The 15,360-nt window shown below is 41.6% G+C and carries 17 protein-coding genes; 5 read left to right on the top strand and 12 right to left on the bottom strand.

Going from position 1 to position 15,360, the window contains the following annotated elements; genetic code table 11:
• Positions 1-119: 119 nt before the first annotated feature.
• From rlmD to BLR82_RS14735, 3 genes are all read right to left on the bottom strand, one after another.
• On the bottom strand, positions 120-1,517 hold the full coding sequence (gene rlmD, locus BLR82_RS14745; protein WP_074600244.1) for a 23S rRNA (uracil(1939)-C(5))-methyltransferase RlmD: 1,398 nt from the start codon (positions 1,515-1,517) through the stop codon (positions 120-122).
• A gap of 191 nt (positions 1,518-1,708) precedes the next feature.
• Positions 1,709-1,990, bottom strand: a complete 282-nt coding sequence (locus tag BLR82_RS14740) for a DUF4260 family protein (protein WP_074600243.1) — start codon at positions 1,988-1,990, stop codon at positions 1,709-1,711.
• Positions 1,991-2,743: 753 nt separating this feature from the next.
• The gene (locus BLR82_RS14735; protein WP_074600242.1) at positions 2,744-3,094 is read right to left on the bottom strand and encodes a hypothetical protein; all 351 of its coding nucleotides are present in this window, start codon (positions 3,092-3,094) and stop codon (positions 2,744-2,746) included.
• A gap of 439 nt (positions 3,095-3,533) precedes the next feature.
• Between BLR82_RS14735 and BLR82_RS14730 the strand changes: the two genes are divergently transcribed.
• Both BLR82_RS14730 and panF read left to right on the top strand, forming a co-directional pair.
• Positions 3,534-3,821, top strand: a complete 288-nt coding sequence (locus BLR82_RS14730) for a YhdT family protein (protein WP_074600241.1) — start codon at positions 3,534-3,536, stop codon at positions 3,819-3,821.
• Complete coding sequence (panF, locus tag BLR82_RS14725; RefSeq protein WP_074600240.1) at positions 3,818-5,251, top strand: sodium/pantothenate symporter; 1,434 nt, start codon at positions 3,818-3,820, stop codon at positions 5,249-5,251. The genes BLR82_RS14730 and panF overlap by 4 nt, the downstream gene beginning before the upstream one ends.
• A gap of 63 nt (positions 5,252-5,314) precedes the next feature.
• Here the strand turns inward: panF and BLR82_RS14720 are convergent, their stop codons facing one another.
• From BLR82_RS14720 to BLR82_RS14710, 3 genes are all read right to left on the bottom strand, one after another.
• Positions 5,315-5,812, bottom strand: a complete 498-nt coding sequence (locus tag BLR82_RS14720; RefSeq protein ID WP_139186976.1) for a hypothetical protein — start codon at positions 5,810-5,812, stop codon at positions 5,315-5,317.
• Positions 5,813-6,164: 352 nt separating this feature from the next.
• The gene (locus tag BLR82_RS14715; RefSeq protein WP_074600238.1) at positions 6,165-6,701 is read right to left on the bottom strand and encodes a GNAT family N-acetyltransferase; all 537 of its coding nucleotides are present in this window, start codon (positions 6,699-6,701) and stop codon (positions 6,165-6,167) included.
• 1 nt (position 6,702) lies between these two features.
• Positions 6,703-7,422 carry a GNAT family N-acetyltransferase gene (locus tag BLR82_RS14710; RefSeq protein WP_074600237.1) on the bottom strand — a complete coding sequence of 240 codons (720 nt, stop codon included), beginning with the start codon at positions 7,420-7,422 and terminating at the stop codon, positions 6,703-6,705.
• A gap of 117 nt (positions 7,423-7,539) precedes the next feature.
• On the opposite strand from BLR82_RS14710, the gene BLR82_RS14705 reads away from it, so the two are divergent.
• A complete protein-coding gene (locus BLR82_RS14705) occupies positions 7,540-8,397 on the top strand; it encodes a LysR family transcriptional regulator (protein ID WP_074600236.1) in 858 nt (285 codons plus the stop codon).
• 125 nt (positions 8,398-8,522) lie between these two features.
• A complete protein-coding gene (locus BLR82_RS14700) occupies positions 8,523-9,440 on the top strand; it encodes a class I SAM-dependent methyltransferase (protein WP_074600235.1) in 918 nt (305 codons plus the stop codon).
• Positions 9,441-9,647: 207 nt separating this feature from the next.
• On the opposite strand, the gene BLR82_RS14695 is transcribed toward BLR82_RS14700, so the two are convergent.
• The 3 genes from BLR82_RS14695 to BLR82_RS14685 are packed head-to-tail and all read right to left on the bottom strand — an operon-like array spanning position 9,648 to position 12,284.
• On the bottom strand, positions 9,648-11,450 hold the full coding sequence (locus BLR82_RS14695) for a M3 family oligoendopeptidase (RefSeq protein ID WP_074600234.1): 1,803 nt from the start codon (positions 11,448-11,450) through the stop codon (positions 9,648-9,650).
• A 41-nt stretch (positions 11,451-11,491) separates the two neighbouring features.
• Complete coding sequence (locus BLR82_RS14690) at positions 11,492-11,821, bottom strand: HIT domain-containing protein (protein ID WP_074600233.1); 330 nt, start codon at positions 11,819-11,821, stop codon at positions 11,492-11,494.
• A 25-nt stretch (positions 11,822-11,846) separates the two neighbouring features.
• On the bottom strand, positions 11,847-12,284 hold the full coding sequence (locus BLR82_RS14685; protein WP_074600232.1) for an RDD family protein: 438 nt from the start codon (positions 12,282-12,284) through the stop codon (positions 11,847-11,849).
• A gap of 183 nt (positions 12,285-12,467) precedes the next feature.
• Between BLR82_RS14685 and BLR82_RS14680 the strand changes: the two genes are divergently transcribed.
• A complete protein-coding gene (locus BLR82_RS14680) occupies positions 12,468-12,980 on the top strand; it encodes a hypothetical protein (protein ID WP_074600231.1) in 513 nt (170 codons plus the stop codon).
• A gap of 86 nt (positions 12,981-13,066) precedes the next feature.
• Here the strand turns inward: BLR82_RS14680 and BLR82_RS14675 are convergent, their stop codons facing one another.
• The 3 genes from BLR82_RS14675 to BLR82_RS14665 all read right to left on the bottom strand — a co-directional run bounded on the left by BLR82_RS14675 (position 13,067) and on the right by BLR82_RS14665 (position 15,085).
• Positions 13,067-13,621 (bottom strand): cysteine hydrolase family protein, encoded by a 555-nt coding sequence (locus BLR82_RS14675; protein WP_074600230.1) that lies wholly within the window; start codon positions 13,619-13,621, stop codon positions 13,067-13,069.
• Positions 13,622-13,735: 114 nt separating this feature from the next.
• On the bottom strand, positions 13,736-14,287 hold the full coding sequence (locus tag BLR82_RS14670) for an alpha/beta hydrolase (protein ID WP_074600229.1): 552 nt from the start codon (positions 14,285-14,287) through the stop codon (positions 13,736-13,738).
• A gap of 102 nt (positions 14,288-14,389) precedes the next feature.
• Positions 14,390-15,085 carry an aspartate/glutamate racemase family protein gene (locus BLR82_RS14665; RefSeq protein ID WP_074600228.1) on the bottom strand — a complete coding sequence of 232 codons (696 nt, stop codon included), beginning with the start codon at positions 15,083-15,085 and terminating at the stop codon, positions 14,390-14,392.
• Between the last annotated feature and the right edge of the window lie 275 nt (positions 15,086-15,360).

Raw genomic sequence — 15,360 nt, 5'->3', positions numbered from 1 at the left:
ACAACCAATATTTACTTCCGTAATAAATGATTTAATCTTTTGAATACATTCAATTTCTTGCCCAAACATGTCCACATCTTTAAATAAAGAGGACTTAAAAGAAGGCAACAACCTAAGGGTTAGTTGCCTTCTTTTAAAATGAGTTGTGCCACACACTCAACGTGCACCGTATGCGGAAATAAATCGACCGGCTGTACTTCCTTCAACGAATACCCAAATTGCTCCAGTTCCTTCACATCCACAGCAAAAGATTCGGGGTTGCAGGATACATAAATAACTCGCCGTGGTTGGGCACGGCCGATTTTGCGCATCACTTTTCCGCCCGCACCTGCACGAGGAGGATCCAACAGCAGAATATCCGGAGTTCCAAGGTCTTCAAGCACCTGGTCGATTCCCATCCTGGCATTCTCCGCAAGAAAATAAGTATTGGAGATGCCGTTATCAGCCGCATTTCTTTTTGCCGATTCAATCGAACTTTCTACGATTTCTATGCCGGCAAGTTTTCCGACTTTGCTTGCGAATGGGAGGGAAAAAGTTCCGACTCCACAGAAAAGCTCCAACATTTTTTCTGTTTCCTTTGGCTGACCCATTTCCAATGCAAGGTCGATCAGCTTCTGTGCCTGGGTCGGGTTGGTCTGGAAAAAGGTATCGAACCAAAGACGGTAGCGATAGCCTCCAATTTCATCATAGATGAAGTCCCGGCCGGACAGCAGGTGTGTTTCTTCCGCCTGGGTGCGGTCTGCCCAATCGGTGTTCACGAGCCATAACAAGCTTTTCACCTGTGGATATTTTTGTTCTATTCTTTTCTTTAACTGGTCGGCAGCAGCTGCCAGACTACCGTCAGGACCTTCCGTCGCAAACAATCCGAGCATGATTTCTCCTGTTATAAAAGACTGTCTCACCATCAAATGACGAAGCAGCCCCTCGTGGGCATCCTTTACGTAACCGCTCAATGCATGTTCTTTCGCCCAGTCGGCTACTTCCATGACAGCTGCCGTCATCTCTTCGCCCGCAATCAAGCATGTTTCAAGCGGAATGATATTGCGGAAGTTTCCTTGCTCGTGCAAGCCCATCGAGCCGTCCGGGGCAAATGTGAACTCCATTTTGTTGCGGTAATGCCAAGGCTTGTCCATCCCGATGGTATCGCGGACCAATTCCGGATTAAATCCTTGAGAGATCAAGGCATCTTTCACGTGGGCAGTCTTTTGCTTTAGCTGCCCTTCATATTGCCAATGCTGCCAAGCACATCCTCCGCATTTGTCAAAGTGCGGACATGGTGCTGCCGTTCTTTCCGGATGAACCTCTAATAATTCTGCCAGTGCTCCTTTGGTCCGCTTCGCTTCCGGATGCTCAACAGATACCCGCACTTTTTCGCCGGGAAGCGTCTTGGGTACCATCAACTTTAATTTCCGAGGGTTCTCCTGCCCGGTGTCCCGCCAGACAACCGCACGGCCAGACCCTTTTTTATCTAAATGGTTAATTTTCGTTTCCATGATTTCCGCTTTTGAATTCGGCATTTTTATTCCTCCCTCCATAACGGATTCTATTATTCTATCACATCCATAAATGCCATTACTCGTTTAAGTTGATTCCTATCCTTTTTTAACATGTTTTCCTGCAAGATGCCAGATAAATTTCTTGCCAGTTCAATATGACTAGCAACCCTTATGGAAAGGTCAATGGCAAGAGAAACAGTCATCCAAAACTATCAGTCAATCTTTTGCAAATGTGTTACCTTGAAACCTTTCGAATACTTAAGCCCAAAGCCAAGGGAGCGATCTAAGTAAATATGGGCAATCCAAATCAAAGCAACCGTCAACAGGAGAGACAATCCACCCAGATAAGCGATAAAAAGTAGAATGCCCGGCAATATTAAACTATGTCCGATATTATAAACAAGAGAACCCGTTCTAGAGTTCAAGAGATAACCAACCATGGTAATATCCGGAACAAATAACAGGAGAAAAAATAACAGAATGGAGTAATCCAATCTTACTCTCTTTTGTGGTTAAAAACATGAGCACTATTTACATATTACAGCAAAGGAACATTTCTTGGAGGAAATAGGATACTAGAAGGAGAGATTAATTTGAAAAGGATTAGGATTAGTTTTCAACTTTCATGACTGATATTGCAGTATTGATGACTTAAAGGAACTACATCACTAATGAAGATAACAGGGAAATCAGCGATTAAAGGGGAGTATATGGTTTAGTTGCCCAAAATATTGGTCGGCGGGTAAGTGTGGCTTGAAAACAAGGTTTTAAACCAATCATTACATCATATTTCACTTTGATTCAAGTTCGGTTAAAAACATAATAATTGCAAATACAACTATAGATTCTAAAATATTCGTTAGCCAATTAAATGAGTTTGTGAAAATATAATCGAATATGCAAAGTAAAAAATATAAAGATATCAATAAAATAAGTCTGGTTTTGTTTTTCATAATAGATCTTCCTTAACTTTGGGATTTCATTCAGAATTATACAGAATATAATTGAACAATTAAATCAATTACTTATGTATTGTTTATAATTTGATTGGTCAGGTTTCCTGAAAACTAACAAAAAAGAGCCATACTGGAGAAAACACCAATTAACAATTGTTTTCTTAGCAATAATAATATAAATAAAATAGCGGTTAAATTAGCACACAAAAACGCTTGGGTTTTAGCATCCAAGCGTTTTGTCAATTAAGTTTGTCTTGGTCAATCATTTCACCGTTTATTAAAGAAGAAATCTTACTCACCAACTTGAAGTAGGTATCGTTTTTCCTTTCCGTCATACTCAACAATTAAAATATCTCTTCTTTCTTCTGGTGCAAATATTTTTGCTCCGATAGGTAATTTACTAGCCATACCTTCAGATATTTTTCCTATTTGTTCACCTTTTGTTAACTCTTCCTCTTCAACCCAACGAATACCCGTACTATAAACTTTGCCGTCAAGTACAAAAAGGTCTGCATCTGGATTTAGTTTTAATACTTGATTCTTACTTAAAGTCCCTCCTTCATTTTTTCCAGGACTCGATGAACAACTAATCAATATTGAAGGGATTAACAATAAAATAAGAATAGTAGAAAATAAACGCATAAAATACCCCTTTTATTTAAAGTATATGATTCTTTTTAGAGGGTTTAATGAAAACAAGGAAATGTCTAGGATATTAATGAAATAATTAATGCGTTCCACAGCATAAATTCCCTCTTTCCATATGTTTTTCGAATAATCATTATATATGTGATCAAGAGGATTATCTCTCATTTCCTTAAAGACTTTCGCGTGGCAGAGCGAGGGTCTTTTTCGTTTGGCGTCGATTCAACATAGCTGTTCAGCAATTGACTTTCCTATTCAACAAGAAAAACCAGGATTCCTCTAAGTCAAGCTCCCAGAGTTGAATAACGAGGAAAATCGCGCTAAGGTCTATAAGGGTAAAACAATCACCAACAAGTTTCTCGCTTTTCAGGGTACTAAACCTTTAAAATAGAGGAATAAGAGAAAGTTAAGAATTCTAACAGGGGAGGGATGAACCTTGAACGAAAAAACTTCGGCAGAAAAAGATCCACGCTTTAAAATCGCCAACAAGGAGGCACTTATCGGGATTGGTTTGGTGTTATTCAATTTCATCTGGTGGTTTGCCTTCGCCTATGGGTTAGGCGGAAAGGACCCCTCAGAATATACATATGTTTTTGGCTTACCAGCATGGTTTTTCTACAGCTGTGTAGCAGGTGTCGTTGTAATGGCGATACTCGTATTTTTTGTCGTGAAGTACTTTTTCACGGATGTATCCTTTGATGATGAGGTGGATAAGGACCAATGAATTGGGATGCAGCAATTACGTTATTCGGTTCCGTTGCCCTTATCTTTTTCATCGGGCTGACGGCAAGCCGAAAAGAAGCAGTCAGTAAATCGTTTGTCCAGGATTATTACTTGGGCAGCCGGAGTTTAGGCGGTTTTGTTCTTGCCATGACCATGACGGCAACCTACGGAAGTGCAAGCAGCTTCATCGGCGGCCCGGGTGTGGCATACAATGAAGGATTAGGCTGGGTATTATTATCCGTCACACAGGTGGCAACCGGATACTTTACCTTAATGATCCTCGGAAAAAAGTTTGCGATTGTCACCAGAAAATACAAAGCAACCACGTTGATTGATTTTTTGAAGGAACGCTATCAATCCAAGCTTGTCGTCCTTCTATCGGCCGTCAGTATTGTCGTCTTTTTATTCTCGGCAATGGCGGCGCAATGGATAGGCGGGGGTAGACTGATTGAATCCTTGACCGGCTTGTCTTATACATCGGCCTTATTCATTTTTGTTGTGACGGTGTTGATTTATGTAACATTTGGCGGTTTCCGTGCCGTCACCTTGACCGACGCCATCCAGGGAAGCATCATGTTTATCGGAACGCTGGTGCTGCTTATAGCTGTCATCATCGCAGGAGGCGGTATTTCGGAGATCATGGCAGACTTGCAGGCGGAAAATCCCAACCTGATTACCCCATTCGGATCGGATGGAACGTTAACCGCTCCTTACGTATCCTCTTATTGGATTTTGGTTGGGGTCGGGGTGGTCGCCCTGCCGCAGATCGCCGTCCGGGCCATGTCCTACAAAAATACAAGGTCGTTTCATTTGGCTTTGATGATTGGAACGATCGTCGTTGGGGTCATCATGCTGAACATGCACTTGATCGGAGTATTCGCCAGACCAATTTTGCCGGGTATTGAAGTTGGCGACAGAGTCATGCCGCTGGTCGCCCTGGAAGTTCTGCCACCCTGGCTGGCAGGGGTTGTCTTGGCTGCACCACTGGCGGCGATTATGTCAACGGTCGACTCGCTCTTGTTGATTGTCAGTTCCACTATCGTTAAAGACGTCTACATCAATTATATAAAACCGGAAGCGTCCAGAAAAAAAGTACAACGAATGAGCATGGGCATTACCGCATTGCTTGGCATCCTGGTCTTCCTGATGGCGGTAAATCCGCCGGACTTGATCATTTGGCTGAACCTGTTTGCCATCGGCGGATTGGAAGCAGCGTTCATCTGGCCGATCGTAATGGGGCTTTATTGGGAAAAAGGCAATAAATACGGGGCAATCGCTTCGATGCTGGTCGGCATCATCTCTTATATATTATTCCAGTCTTTTTATCCCGAGCCATTCGAAATGCATGCGGTGGTCACTTCGATTTTACTGGCATTACTTGCCTATGTCGGATTTAGCTTGAGTATGAAACAGGAACCTTTGAAGCATTAAAGAGAATTTTATTTATGTTAAATAAGCCCCGGGAAAACTGTTGTTTTTCCCGGGCTTAAGCTTTCATTCTATTTCCGATAAAATGATGCCTGTGACCGTTTCATTGACTATGAATTCGATATTTATTTGATTGGGCTTGTCAAAATAGCCAATCACGTCTGTGCCTGTATCCACCCGTTCGTAATAATCATCTCCGAACGCCTGAAGAACAGCTTGTTCAGACCTACCAATCAGGTCTCCAAGGTCCGAATCAATGTTTTTCGCCAGAAAATACCGCTTTGCTTTCCCATCGACCAGCCTGATATCCAAATCATAAAATTTCTCGTCTTCTCCGTATATGTAGTAGGTGGATGGAGGCTCCTCGACTGTTTCCGTAAAATCTAGCTCCCCCAATGCCTCTTTCACCTGGGTATCTTTTGCATTCAACGTCAAAGTGTTGATCGTCACTTCTGATAAATCCGTGCTTTTCGTTTCCTCGTAAAAATCCATTCTCTCTTTTGATCCGCACCCGCCAATCAGGATAGTACACGAGACTAACGCAAGTATGAATATGTTTCGCATGTAATTGCCTCACTATTTTCTATTTTGAAGTGCTTTGCATTGCCAACGAATTCTTCTTACCGGAATTAACAGGATTCCTTTTCTTTTTTTCTCGCTTTTACCGCTTTTCTCACATAAATAGAGGAAAGCAACAGATACAAAATGGTGGCAATGGCTAATAGCACGGTGTTATTCCTGAAGCCCTCCTGGCTTGAGACAACTATTGTGTAAGTCACCCACATAAGGATAATCCGAATTGTATAGTTTACAAAATCTGACTTAAACACGAACCTCACCATCCAGTTACAATTTAACCAATACTAACATAAACCGTGATTGTATAAAATGACATTTCACAATATCCCATTATCCTCTAACCATTTCCGTTATAACTCTCCCATCCCAAAGCAAAAACCTCATGCCCAGCTGTATCCAAATCCGGCCTGCGCTTTAGTCCGCTTTTTTGCGCGACTTTCCGGGAGGGTGTATTAATCGGACGGATTCTTGCCAGGACAGGAAGTTCCGGCAGATAATTGCGGGCCATTTCAATCGAACTAGCGGCCGCTTCTGCCGCATAGCCCTTCCCCCATGCACTAGGAGAAAAACGATAGTACAAATTCAACACGTCCCTTTTTCGCCAGCAAATCCGTCTGATTCCGGTGATACCGATTACTTTTTCTGTTTCCGGCAAAACGACCAGCCAATACCCATAACCATCGGTCGACCAGTTATTCCGCCATTCCTTTATGGTGTCGACCGCTTCTTCCATGGACTCCATCGGCCCGGCTGGTCTATAGCGATTGGTTTCCAGATCACTTTCTATCTTAAAAACGTCCCCGGCATCTTCCAGCCTTGGCTTCCGAAGCAATAAACGATCTGTTTTCTCCTGTTCTGGGAATGGGTATTTCACTCTATTTCTCCTCCTCCGTTTTGCGTTGAAAGACATACATGGGGGAAATAATGGCGAATCCCAGTTTTTCATACAAAGGCATCCCTTGTTGAGAAGCTCCCAAGATACAACGACTGCAGGATTTTTCCGCCGCCCTGGCAAGCAAGTGGGAACAAAGCTTTTTTGCCAGACCTTTTCTGCGATACTTGGAGTCTATAAAAATATTATCCAGGCAACAGAGATTTCTACCTTCCAGAAACGAAACCCTCCCGTGTCCCGCCAATTGGCCGTTATCATATATGACATAATACTCAACAGAAGAATCCTCTAACCGCTCCCGGTCGGCAAAGTCTTTGTCAAAATAAGCATTGAGCTTGTTGGCCAATGTTCTCGTTTCAATTCTCTTGACAGAGTTGTCTCCATTTTCGAAGAGATTCCAGTCCTCGGATTTAATAGAGGAATGGTACATCAAGTATTCTTTCACGACCTGTTCATAATGGACGAGTTCTCCTGGATCTTCGTCACCAATCACGGTTACCCAATGGTCTTCCTGATCCGCCAGAAAATCCCCCTTATTGATAGAATCCCGCACAACGAAAAACTCTTTCCTTCGTCCTGCCACTTCCTCCCCAAAATCCACTTTGATAAAGTGTGGTTTTCGTTCCAGATGGGTGTTCGGTTTTCTTCTCACTTCCATCCATGCATTGGCAAACGTCTCGATATACGCTTGAAGATTTTCCATCGTTTTCGCCTCCCGATCCTCTTGACACCCATTTTAATCCAACATGCTATAATAGACAAAACGAATTTTTCAATAGCAAATATCGAATTCTTCAATGATAGAGGGGCGACTTGCACAATGGATTACGAACAATTGAAAACTTTTTTGACCGTGGCCAATGTGAAAAGCTTTACCAAAGCAGCAGAGCTGTTACATATCACACAGTCTACCGTCACATCCAGAATACAAGCAGTAGAAAACTTTTACGGCAAACAATTGATCGTCAGAAGCAAGAGAGGGATAAAATTAGCAGAAATCGGAACAGAACTGTTGCCATATTTACAAAGGCAAATGGAATTATGGGATAAGTCCTTGCGAATGGTTTCTGATCATAATGCCGCCCTTCGCACAATCACAATTGCAGCTACCTACTCCCTATGGAGAGGAACGATTGTCCAACTAGTAAAAGAATTCCAATCACCTGCCTTTTCCTTAAAATTGGAAACGGATCATTCTCCCATCATCGTTGAAAAAGTTCTCGATGGCACAATTGATGCCGGCTTCGTCTATAACAAACCAGTTAGCCCGAACATCGTCTCCATCCATGTGTTGAATGATACCTATCGTTTATACGGGCACAAGCGCTTCGCTGGTACAGACCTCGAAAACATGCTAGCACTCCCCCACTTGCCTTGGATTTATATGAACTGGGGTTATCATTTTGAAAACTGGTTGAAACAAGAATTAGGCAGTGACTTGTTCAAGCCGTTAATAGAAGTCGGACATAGTGAGCTGGAAATGAAGCTGATCGAGGAAATGGAGGGTGTAGGTTTTTTGCCGAATGAAATGGTGGAACGTTCAAGAACAGACCTAGTCCCCGTTACCGTCGGATCCCAAAAACCGATTCCTGCTCAAAATGTATATTTTATCTACAAGAAAAGCAGAGGACAAGAAGAGGCAATTCAAACGGTGGTGGAAAAACTCCGGAACAAATAACGTCAGACTAAACATTTGACAAAAAATTCTAGTTATGCTATAATTTACTTATATATAACTTGAATGTATAATAAGATTCTCCTGGCCAGGGGAATCTTATTTTGTTTAAGGGAGACGGTCAATAAATGAACAAAGAAAAGTCCAGTTTAACTTCTCTTGTTTCTACTTTCGCCCGTGTTTATCACAGTGAATACGACCAGCCAAAGGTTTTTGATGACTTTGTTGCAAAGAACCTGATTACCCAAAAAGAATTCGCCGACATCCGGGAAAATATGATCAACGGGGTTCCTTTTTTCAGTGAAAAAATAGCCCGACAGTTTCAAGACCAACCGGATGAAATATTAAAATGGATTACACAAGTTCAACTTTCTCCTACTCCTCTCGCACGTGCAGCATATTGTGAAAGTCTATTGCTTCATGAAATCCGATTAGGTGTGAAGCAGTATGTCATTCTTGGCGCTGGCATGGATACCTTTAGTTTACGCCATCCCGAATTAAGAGATCAGTTAAAAATATTCGAAGTGGATCACCCAGCAACACAAGCATTTAAAAGGGAACGGATGGCACAGTCGGACTATGAAGTGCCGGCCAATCTTTCTTTTATCCCCATGGATTTCACCAGGGGATTTACGGAGCAGCCGCTAGTGGAAGCAGGTTTTTCTCCCAACAAAAAAACATTCTTCACTCTTTTAGGTGTGTCCTTTTATCTGACGAAAGAAGAAAATGCCGATTTATTGAAGAAACTGTTTGCCAATGTGCCTTCGGGCAGTTCGATCGTTTTTGATTACCCAGACGATACACTTTTTGAGGAAAAAGGAATATCGAATAGGGTACAGCATATGGTGCAAATGGCAGCAGCAAGCGGGGAACCAATGAAATCTAGTTTCTCTTTTAACCAACTGGAGAGAATGTTAGAGGATGCAGGATTACTTATTTATGAACATTTATCACCGGAGAAAATCCAGGAGCGATTTTTCCTTAACCGTTCTGACTATTTGTCTGCATTTGAGACGGTGCATTACGTTCATGCGGTCAAAAGATAAGCAGTCTACCATCAAACGAACATTCCGATTGGGATGTTCGTTTTCTTTTGCTAGATTGAATCATGCAGGCAGACTATGAGTATAAATCTTTGCTAAAGGAGTCAAATAATAATGCGGTTCAGGAGCTCCATTTATCTTTACCAGAGAGAGAACAATAGCCTTTGCAGCCAAAAAGACCACAACCTTATTTCTCCCTGCTATTTGCGACTAAAAGAGCATTGCCGACAAATGGCAAAATTCCTCAACATCTTTCCTGCACATTTCCAGCCCTTTTTCCCAAAAAGTCTCGGATGTAATATCTTCTCCAAGATGTTTCGCTGCTAATTGTTCAGTAGACATTCTGCCTGAATCACGCAGTAATGCTAGATAAGCCTGCTCAAACGACTTCCCGCCTTCCTTTGCGTTGGCATAGAGGCCAAGGGAAAACAAATAACCGAATGTATAGGGAAAATTATAAAATGGTGAATTCGTAATATAAAAATGCGGTGTCCAAATCCACGAATGGGCAGATCCGCCTTCAAGAGAGCCTTGATACCCTTTATCCAACGCTTCTTCCATCAACTCGTTTAGACGGCCAGCTGAAATGGTGCCCTTTTTTCGCTCTTGATAGAATTTTCCCTCAAATAGAAAGCGGGAATGTATATTCATAAAGTTCATGACACTCCGTTTTAATTTTTCATCTAGCAAAAAAAGCTTCTCTTCTTTTGAATCTGCAGCTTTAATCGCCGCATCAAAAATAACCATCTCAGCAAAAGTCGAGGCTGTTTCCGCTAAACTCATCGGATATTGCTTATTCATCCCGTCGACCTGCTTCATGGCGTGATTATGGAATGCATGCCCTAATTCATGGGTAAGTGTCAAAACATCCTTGAAGGTCCCGCCATAGGTCATAAATATCCTGGATTCTTCTGTGAGCGGGAAGCCCGCACAAAAAGCCACAATGGACTTGTTGGGACGGTTTTCCGCTTCTATCCATCCTTTTTCAAAAGCTCCCCGTACAAAATTTTCTAATTCGGGACCGAATCTTCCTAAGTGCTTTATAATAAAATCAACGGCCTCTTGATAGGAAACCTTATTCTTGCTTTCTGATATAGGAGCCCAAAAATCAGAATCTTCCAGTTTCCTTTTACCAAGAATGCGGGCTTTTTCGTTTAGATAAGCTGTAAAAGGCTGTTTATTGTTAGTTACTGCACGCCACATTGTATGGAGGGTTTCTTGTTGAATTTGGTTTTCTCTTAAAGGCTCTTCCAGAACATCCTCGATCCCTCTTTTTTTATATACTTGCAGGCGAAATCCAGCTATATGGTTCAGAATTCTGGCGAATAGATTCTCCTTTTCCGCCCATGTTTGTTCCAATGCCTCATGTGCCTCTTTTCGTACTTCTTCATCGGGATGGGATCTTAGATTTATCGCTTGTCCAATTGACAATTCGTTCGGTTCTCCATCAATGGAAACTTGCACAGTCAAATCATTTATCAAAGCCTTATAAAATCCCCCCCAAGAATGATACCAATCGGCCGTCAGATTGGTTAATAATGACTCCTCTTTCTTTGAAAGCCGCGCTTTTCCATTTCGTCGCCATTCCTTCAAGATAAATTCGTAGTTGCTGACTCTTCCCTTGTCGAGGAATTCCTGCCAAGATTCTTCCTCTATAGCTGCCAGATTATTTTTCATACTTAGTGTGGCAGATTCAAAACGCGCGCTTATGGATTCTAACTCACTTTGAAGTGAACTGGCAGTCTGTTCTTTGGAATCCTGTGCCAATATACATGTCACAAAGGATGTAGCTTGTGATAAATATTCACGAACTTTCCCGATTTGATTCAACAACTCTACAATCCGACCACTTGTGTCTTCTGCTTGCGATGGAGTGAAATTCCCCAAGTCGTTTTCAAGTTTCGCGAGCCTAATTCTTAACATTTCCAAATGAGCTTGAAATGATCGGGAATTGCTCCCACCCTGGAACAAAGAATCTAGATTCCATACTTCCTGGTACTTTGTCTCTTCCATTCTTTCCCCTCCTACCCTATTCTCCCACGCAGAATCATTACTCATCTTAAAGCTTTTCCAGACACGATATGCCAATGGAGATGTTTGGAATCCTGATAACTTCCCAAATTAGTAATTACTCTGCAGGCACCATGTTCTTCGGTCACCATTGCAGCAACCTTCCTAATGACATCAAGCAGTTCCAGCAATAGTTCATTATCCTCTTCCTCCAATGTAATCAATGAGGAAATATGTTTCTTCGGTATAGCGACAATATGTAATGGCCAAAATGGCTTGGTATGATAGTAAGCTAACGCGTTTTCTGTTTCTAGCACCTTGTGAACTTCTGTTTTACCACTTAACACCTCATCGCAATAAAAATCCGCCGTCATGACTTCCCACTCCCTTTTTCAGATTTCACGAAGCATTCTCGACTTTTTCTGGTGGACATCCTGTCACATAGGTTCCGGCAATAAAGTCATGAATCGCACGGTGGTCTTCCCTCATCCCCACCATAAAGACACTGACAATCAATCCAACTCCAAACGTGAGCGCATAAAAAATACCTGCTACTAATTCCCGTAATAACATGGTGCCTATGCCGACTTTTCTTCCGTCGAGCCTGACAATTCGATTCCCCGCCACTTTTCTTCCCAGCGTATAGCCATACCAGAGTACAGGTAAGAGCAAACCATATAAAAACCCGATAAAATCAATGAAACGAAATTCATCTCCATTAGTAAAATCCCCGTATGAGATATAGGTGATTAGTACGGTCCCCAAGGTGATAATAATAGCATCAATAAATCTGGCAATAATTCTATTGTCCAGTCCTGCTGGTTCTGTCGTTTCCACTCGTCAGTCCCCTTTTCCTTATCCAACATACATTCCTTCTAGGTCACTATTTATTTTAACAGTTTTCCAAACATTTCTAAAATTTCGTCGAACCCACTTACAGATATGACTTCTTAATAGAGTACCAGTGAGAAAATTAACCAAAACGTGTTAAAATTGTAAATGGAAAAGGAGGAAACTGCGATGAAAAAAGTAGTTGCGCTTTTTATTTTGATAGCAATCTTGTCTACTATAGTTATTTCCTGGCCCACCATAAGAAAAAATTACTTTCCTGAAAAAGAAGCAGAACACCTGATAAATAAATACTATCAGTCCCTTATCAATGAAGAATACGAGGAAGCGTTTGACGTTTTACTTCTTTACGATGGCGAAGGAAATGGCACGGATGTTTTTTCTTTTGATACCACCTTGACAAAGGAACAGGCCAAAGACTTTTATATGGAAAAGATTGCATTTTTAAAAAAACAGGATTACACGATAAAGGATTACAATATTACGGATGTAGAATATGCAGATGGTCATACATTTTGGCACCATTTGATGTTGGAAGTGGAAGTGAATGGAACGAAGCAGAAATATCATGAAACCGCACACCTACGGGAAGAAAAGTTATTGATTGGAGAAAAGGATGACCCTTTTGTTCAGTATAGGGACGGGAGAATGAAGGTAAAACTTGAAAAGCCTGCGTTGGAATGAACAGGATTAATCCTTTTAAAAAGACCCTTATTTTCTAGCCACAAGGGTCTCTCTATCCATATTTCAATACATATGAATACAATATCCTATCTGATTTTATCCAGGAGCTGTCCGGTGGAAACAATCGTCGCAAATTCACCGTGCAAGGTGGCCAGTGATACATGATGAATAGTCTCTGCATCATGGTAAATGTTATCATGATTCGGTAATCCGAAGGCTGCCGTTGCATCTGAGACAAGGTAGGTATCGAAGCCTAAATTGCCGCTCATTCTTGTGGTGGTGGAGACACAGTGCGGAGTGGTCAGTCCTGTTATGACTACCGTTGAAATGTCATTCCGTTTCAAAGTCCCTTCCAGATCCGTGCCAATAAAACTGCTATTTACTTTCTTAGTGATTACCTCTTCACCATCCTTCGGCTGAACGGATTCTTTTATCGAAAACCCTTTGTTCCCAGGATGAAATAGCGAGTCGGGGTTGTCCGAGGTATGTTGGATATGGATGACCTTCCATCCGTTTTCTCTCCATAGAGTCAGGATTCTGCTAATATTTTCTTCCGCTTGCGGATTGTTTCTGACTCCCCACTTTTCGTCTTCAAAAGCTTCTTGTACATCGATGATAATCAATGCTGTGTTTTTATTCATCCGTTTTCTCCTTTTCTCAGGTAAACTTTTGCTATGCCGATAAGCGTTTCACATCATCGGGAAATCTTGATTTCACTTTTCCATCGAAAACCGGAAAAATATTTAACGAGTAACTTACATCCCCTCTATATCCTGGACCAGTATAGGCAATCCATTAAGAAATAAGTGTTGTTTTCCCTCCAATTCCCTTGTGGTTGCTTGTGGAAGCTTTTCAGCATATGCGATATGGTGGGCGAAAGGAACAATGTCTTCATCCACACTATGATAAAGGAACAAATTCGGTATGGAAGGGAGCTTTTGTTCGAAATTACGCTGGAGTGTAAATTCTTTCGACTGCCAATTTTTGTCCAGTCCCCAGTATGGTGAGGCGATTATAAATAAACCGGAGATAGCCAAGTCAAGCGAGTGCTCTGTTAGATATTTAAGTAAGACAGAACCACCCAATGAATGACCAATCAAAGTCACTTCTCCAGTAAGCTTATGGAGTTCTTTCTCAAGCTGCTGTTTCCAATGGGCGCACACCGGATTTTCCGGTTCCGGCATTTTAGGAGAAACAAAACGATAGGTCTCACCAAGCTCCTTGCTTAAATAGGAAGACAAATTACTGCTTCCCTGGCCCTGACCTTGAGGACCAGCACTATGAATAAACAAAACCGTTTTTTTCATAAAGATATCCCTCCCTATGGGAATAAACACACCTGTTTCATTAGTACTTCAACAAATATAATGTTAATCCTGCACCGTTATAATGAATACTAGTCCACTTGCCTAATTATGGTCTAACGCCTTTTTTACTGCTTCCATTGCATGAATAGCAGTCGTATCAAACAAGGAGACTTCTGCGTCTTCAGGCTTAACTAATAAACCTATTTCCGTACACCCTAAAATGATCCCTTCCACTCCATCTTTTACTAAATGGCGGATTACCTGTTGGTAATAGTCCTTGGACGAGGGATTGATTTTCCCTAAACATAACTCATCATAAATAACTCTGTTCACGTTAACCCGTTCTTCTTTTGACGGAATCACTACCTTGATTCCGTTTGCCTCCAATCTTGCCTTATAAAAGTCTTGTTCCATCGTATACTTCGTCCCAAGCAAACCGACCGTTTTGATACGTGCATTTCGAATTTGAGATGCCGTAGCATCAGCAATATGCAGGACAGGTATTTGCACTTTTTCTTCTATGTAATCAATTACTTTATGCATGGTGTTCGTACAAATAACAAGAAAGTCTGCACCGGCTCTTTCCAGAGATGTGGCCACTTCACCTAAATGGTTTCCAGCTCTTTCCCAATCCTCTTCCGCTTGATAACGTTCAATCTCCTCAAAGTCCACACTATACAACAAACACTTGGCCGAATGTAAGCCACCCAACTTGTTTTTCACTTCTTCATTTATGATTCGGTAATACTCTAGTGAAGACTCCCAGCTCATACCGCCTATAAGTCCGATCGTATTCAAAATTGTTTCCTCCTGCCCTGGGCTCCTATATTAAAAACCCTCTTTTTTTGATAGGCAAATTAACTCGACATATCTCCTCGAATACTGATTTGCCCCATTTCTTTTTATGTAAATTTGATTGTCCAATTGGATTCGTATCCGCTTGAAAAATCCAGACCAACCAGTCTCATTCTTACAAGCAGGCTTATAAAGTAATAAAAACTTAGCACTATTACCTCTATGCATCCACTTTTAGAAGTCATAAAGTCTATTGCCAATTATGTCCAAAGTTATGT

This window comes from Sediminibacillus halophilus, from assembly GCF_900103695.1.
In the GTDB taxonomy this organism is placed as follows: domain Bacteria; phylum Bacillota; class Bacilli; order Bacillales; family Amphibacillaceae; genus Sediminibacillus; species Sediminibacillus halophilus.
This window is presented reverse-complemented; position numbering and strand designations above follow the sequence as displayed.

Coding starts and splice junctions, on each gene's coding strand:
- BLR82_RS14695 (WP_074600234.1), bottom strand. CDS start 11,450: ATGGAAGAGACAAAGTACCAGGAAGTATGGAATCTAGATTCTTTGTTC.
- BLR82_RS14680 (WP_074600231.1), top strand. CDS start 12,468: ATGAAAAAAGTAGTTGCGCTTTTTATTTTGATAGCAATCTTGTCTACT.
- BLR82_RS14670 (WP_074600229.1), bottom strand. CDS start 14,287: ATGAAAAAAACGGTTTTGTTTATTCATAGTGCTGGTCCTCAAGGTCAG.
- rlmD (WP_074600244.1), bottom strand. CDS start 1,517: ATGCCGAATTCAAAAGCGGAAATCATGGAAACGAAAATTAACCATTTA.
- BLR82_RS14710 (WP_074600237.1), bottom strand. CDS start 7,422: ATGGAAAATCTTCAAGCGTATATCGAGACGTTTGCCAATGCATGGATG.
- BLR82_RS14690 (WP_074600233.1), bottom strand. CDS start 11,821: ATGACGGCGGATTTTTATTGCGATGAGGTGTTAAGTGGTAAAACAGAA.
- BLR82_RS14705 (WP_074600236.1), top strand. CDS start 7,540: ATGGATTACGAACAATTGAAAACTTTTTTGACCGTGGCCAATGTGAAA.
- BLR82_RS14720 (WP_139186976.1), bottom strand. CDS start 5,812: ATGCGAAACATATTCATACTTGCGTTAGTCTCGTGTACTATCCTGATT.
- BLR82_RS14700 (WP_074600235.1), top strand. CDS start 8,523: ATGAACAAAGAAAAGTCCAGTTTAACTTCTCTTGTTTCTACTTTCGCC.
- BLR82_RS14675 (WP_074600230.1), bottom strand. CDS start 13,621: ATGAATAAAAACACAGCATTGATTATCATCGATGTACAAGAAGCTTTT.
- BLR82_RS14735 (WP_074600242.1), bottom strand. CDS start 3,094: ATGCGTTTATTTTCTACTATTCTTATTTTATTGTTAATCCCTTCAATA.
- panF (WP_074600240.1), top strand. CDS start 3,818: ATGAATTGGGATGCAGCAATTACGTTATTCGGTTCCGTTGCCCTTATC.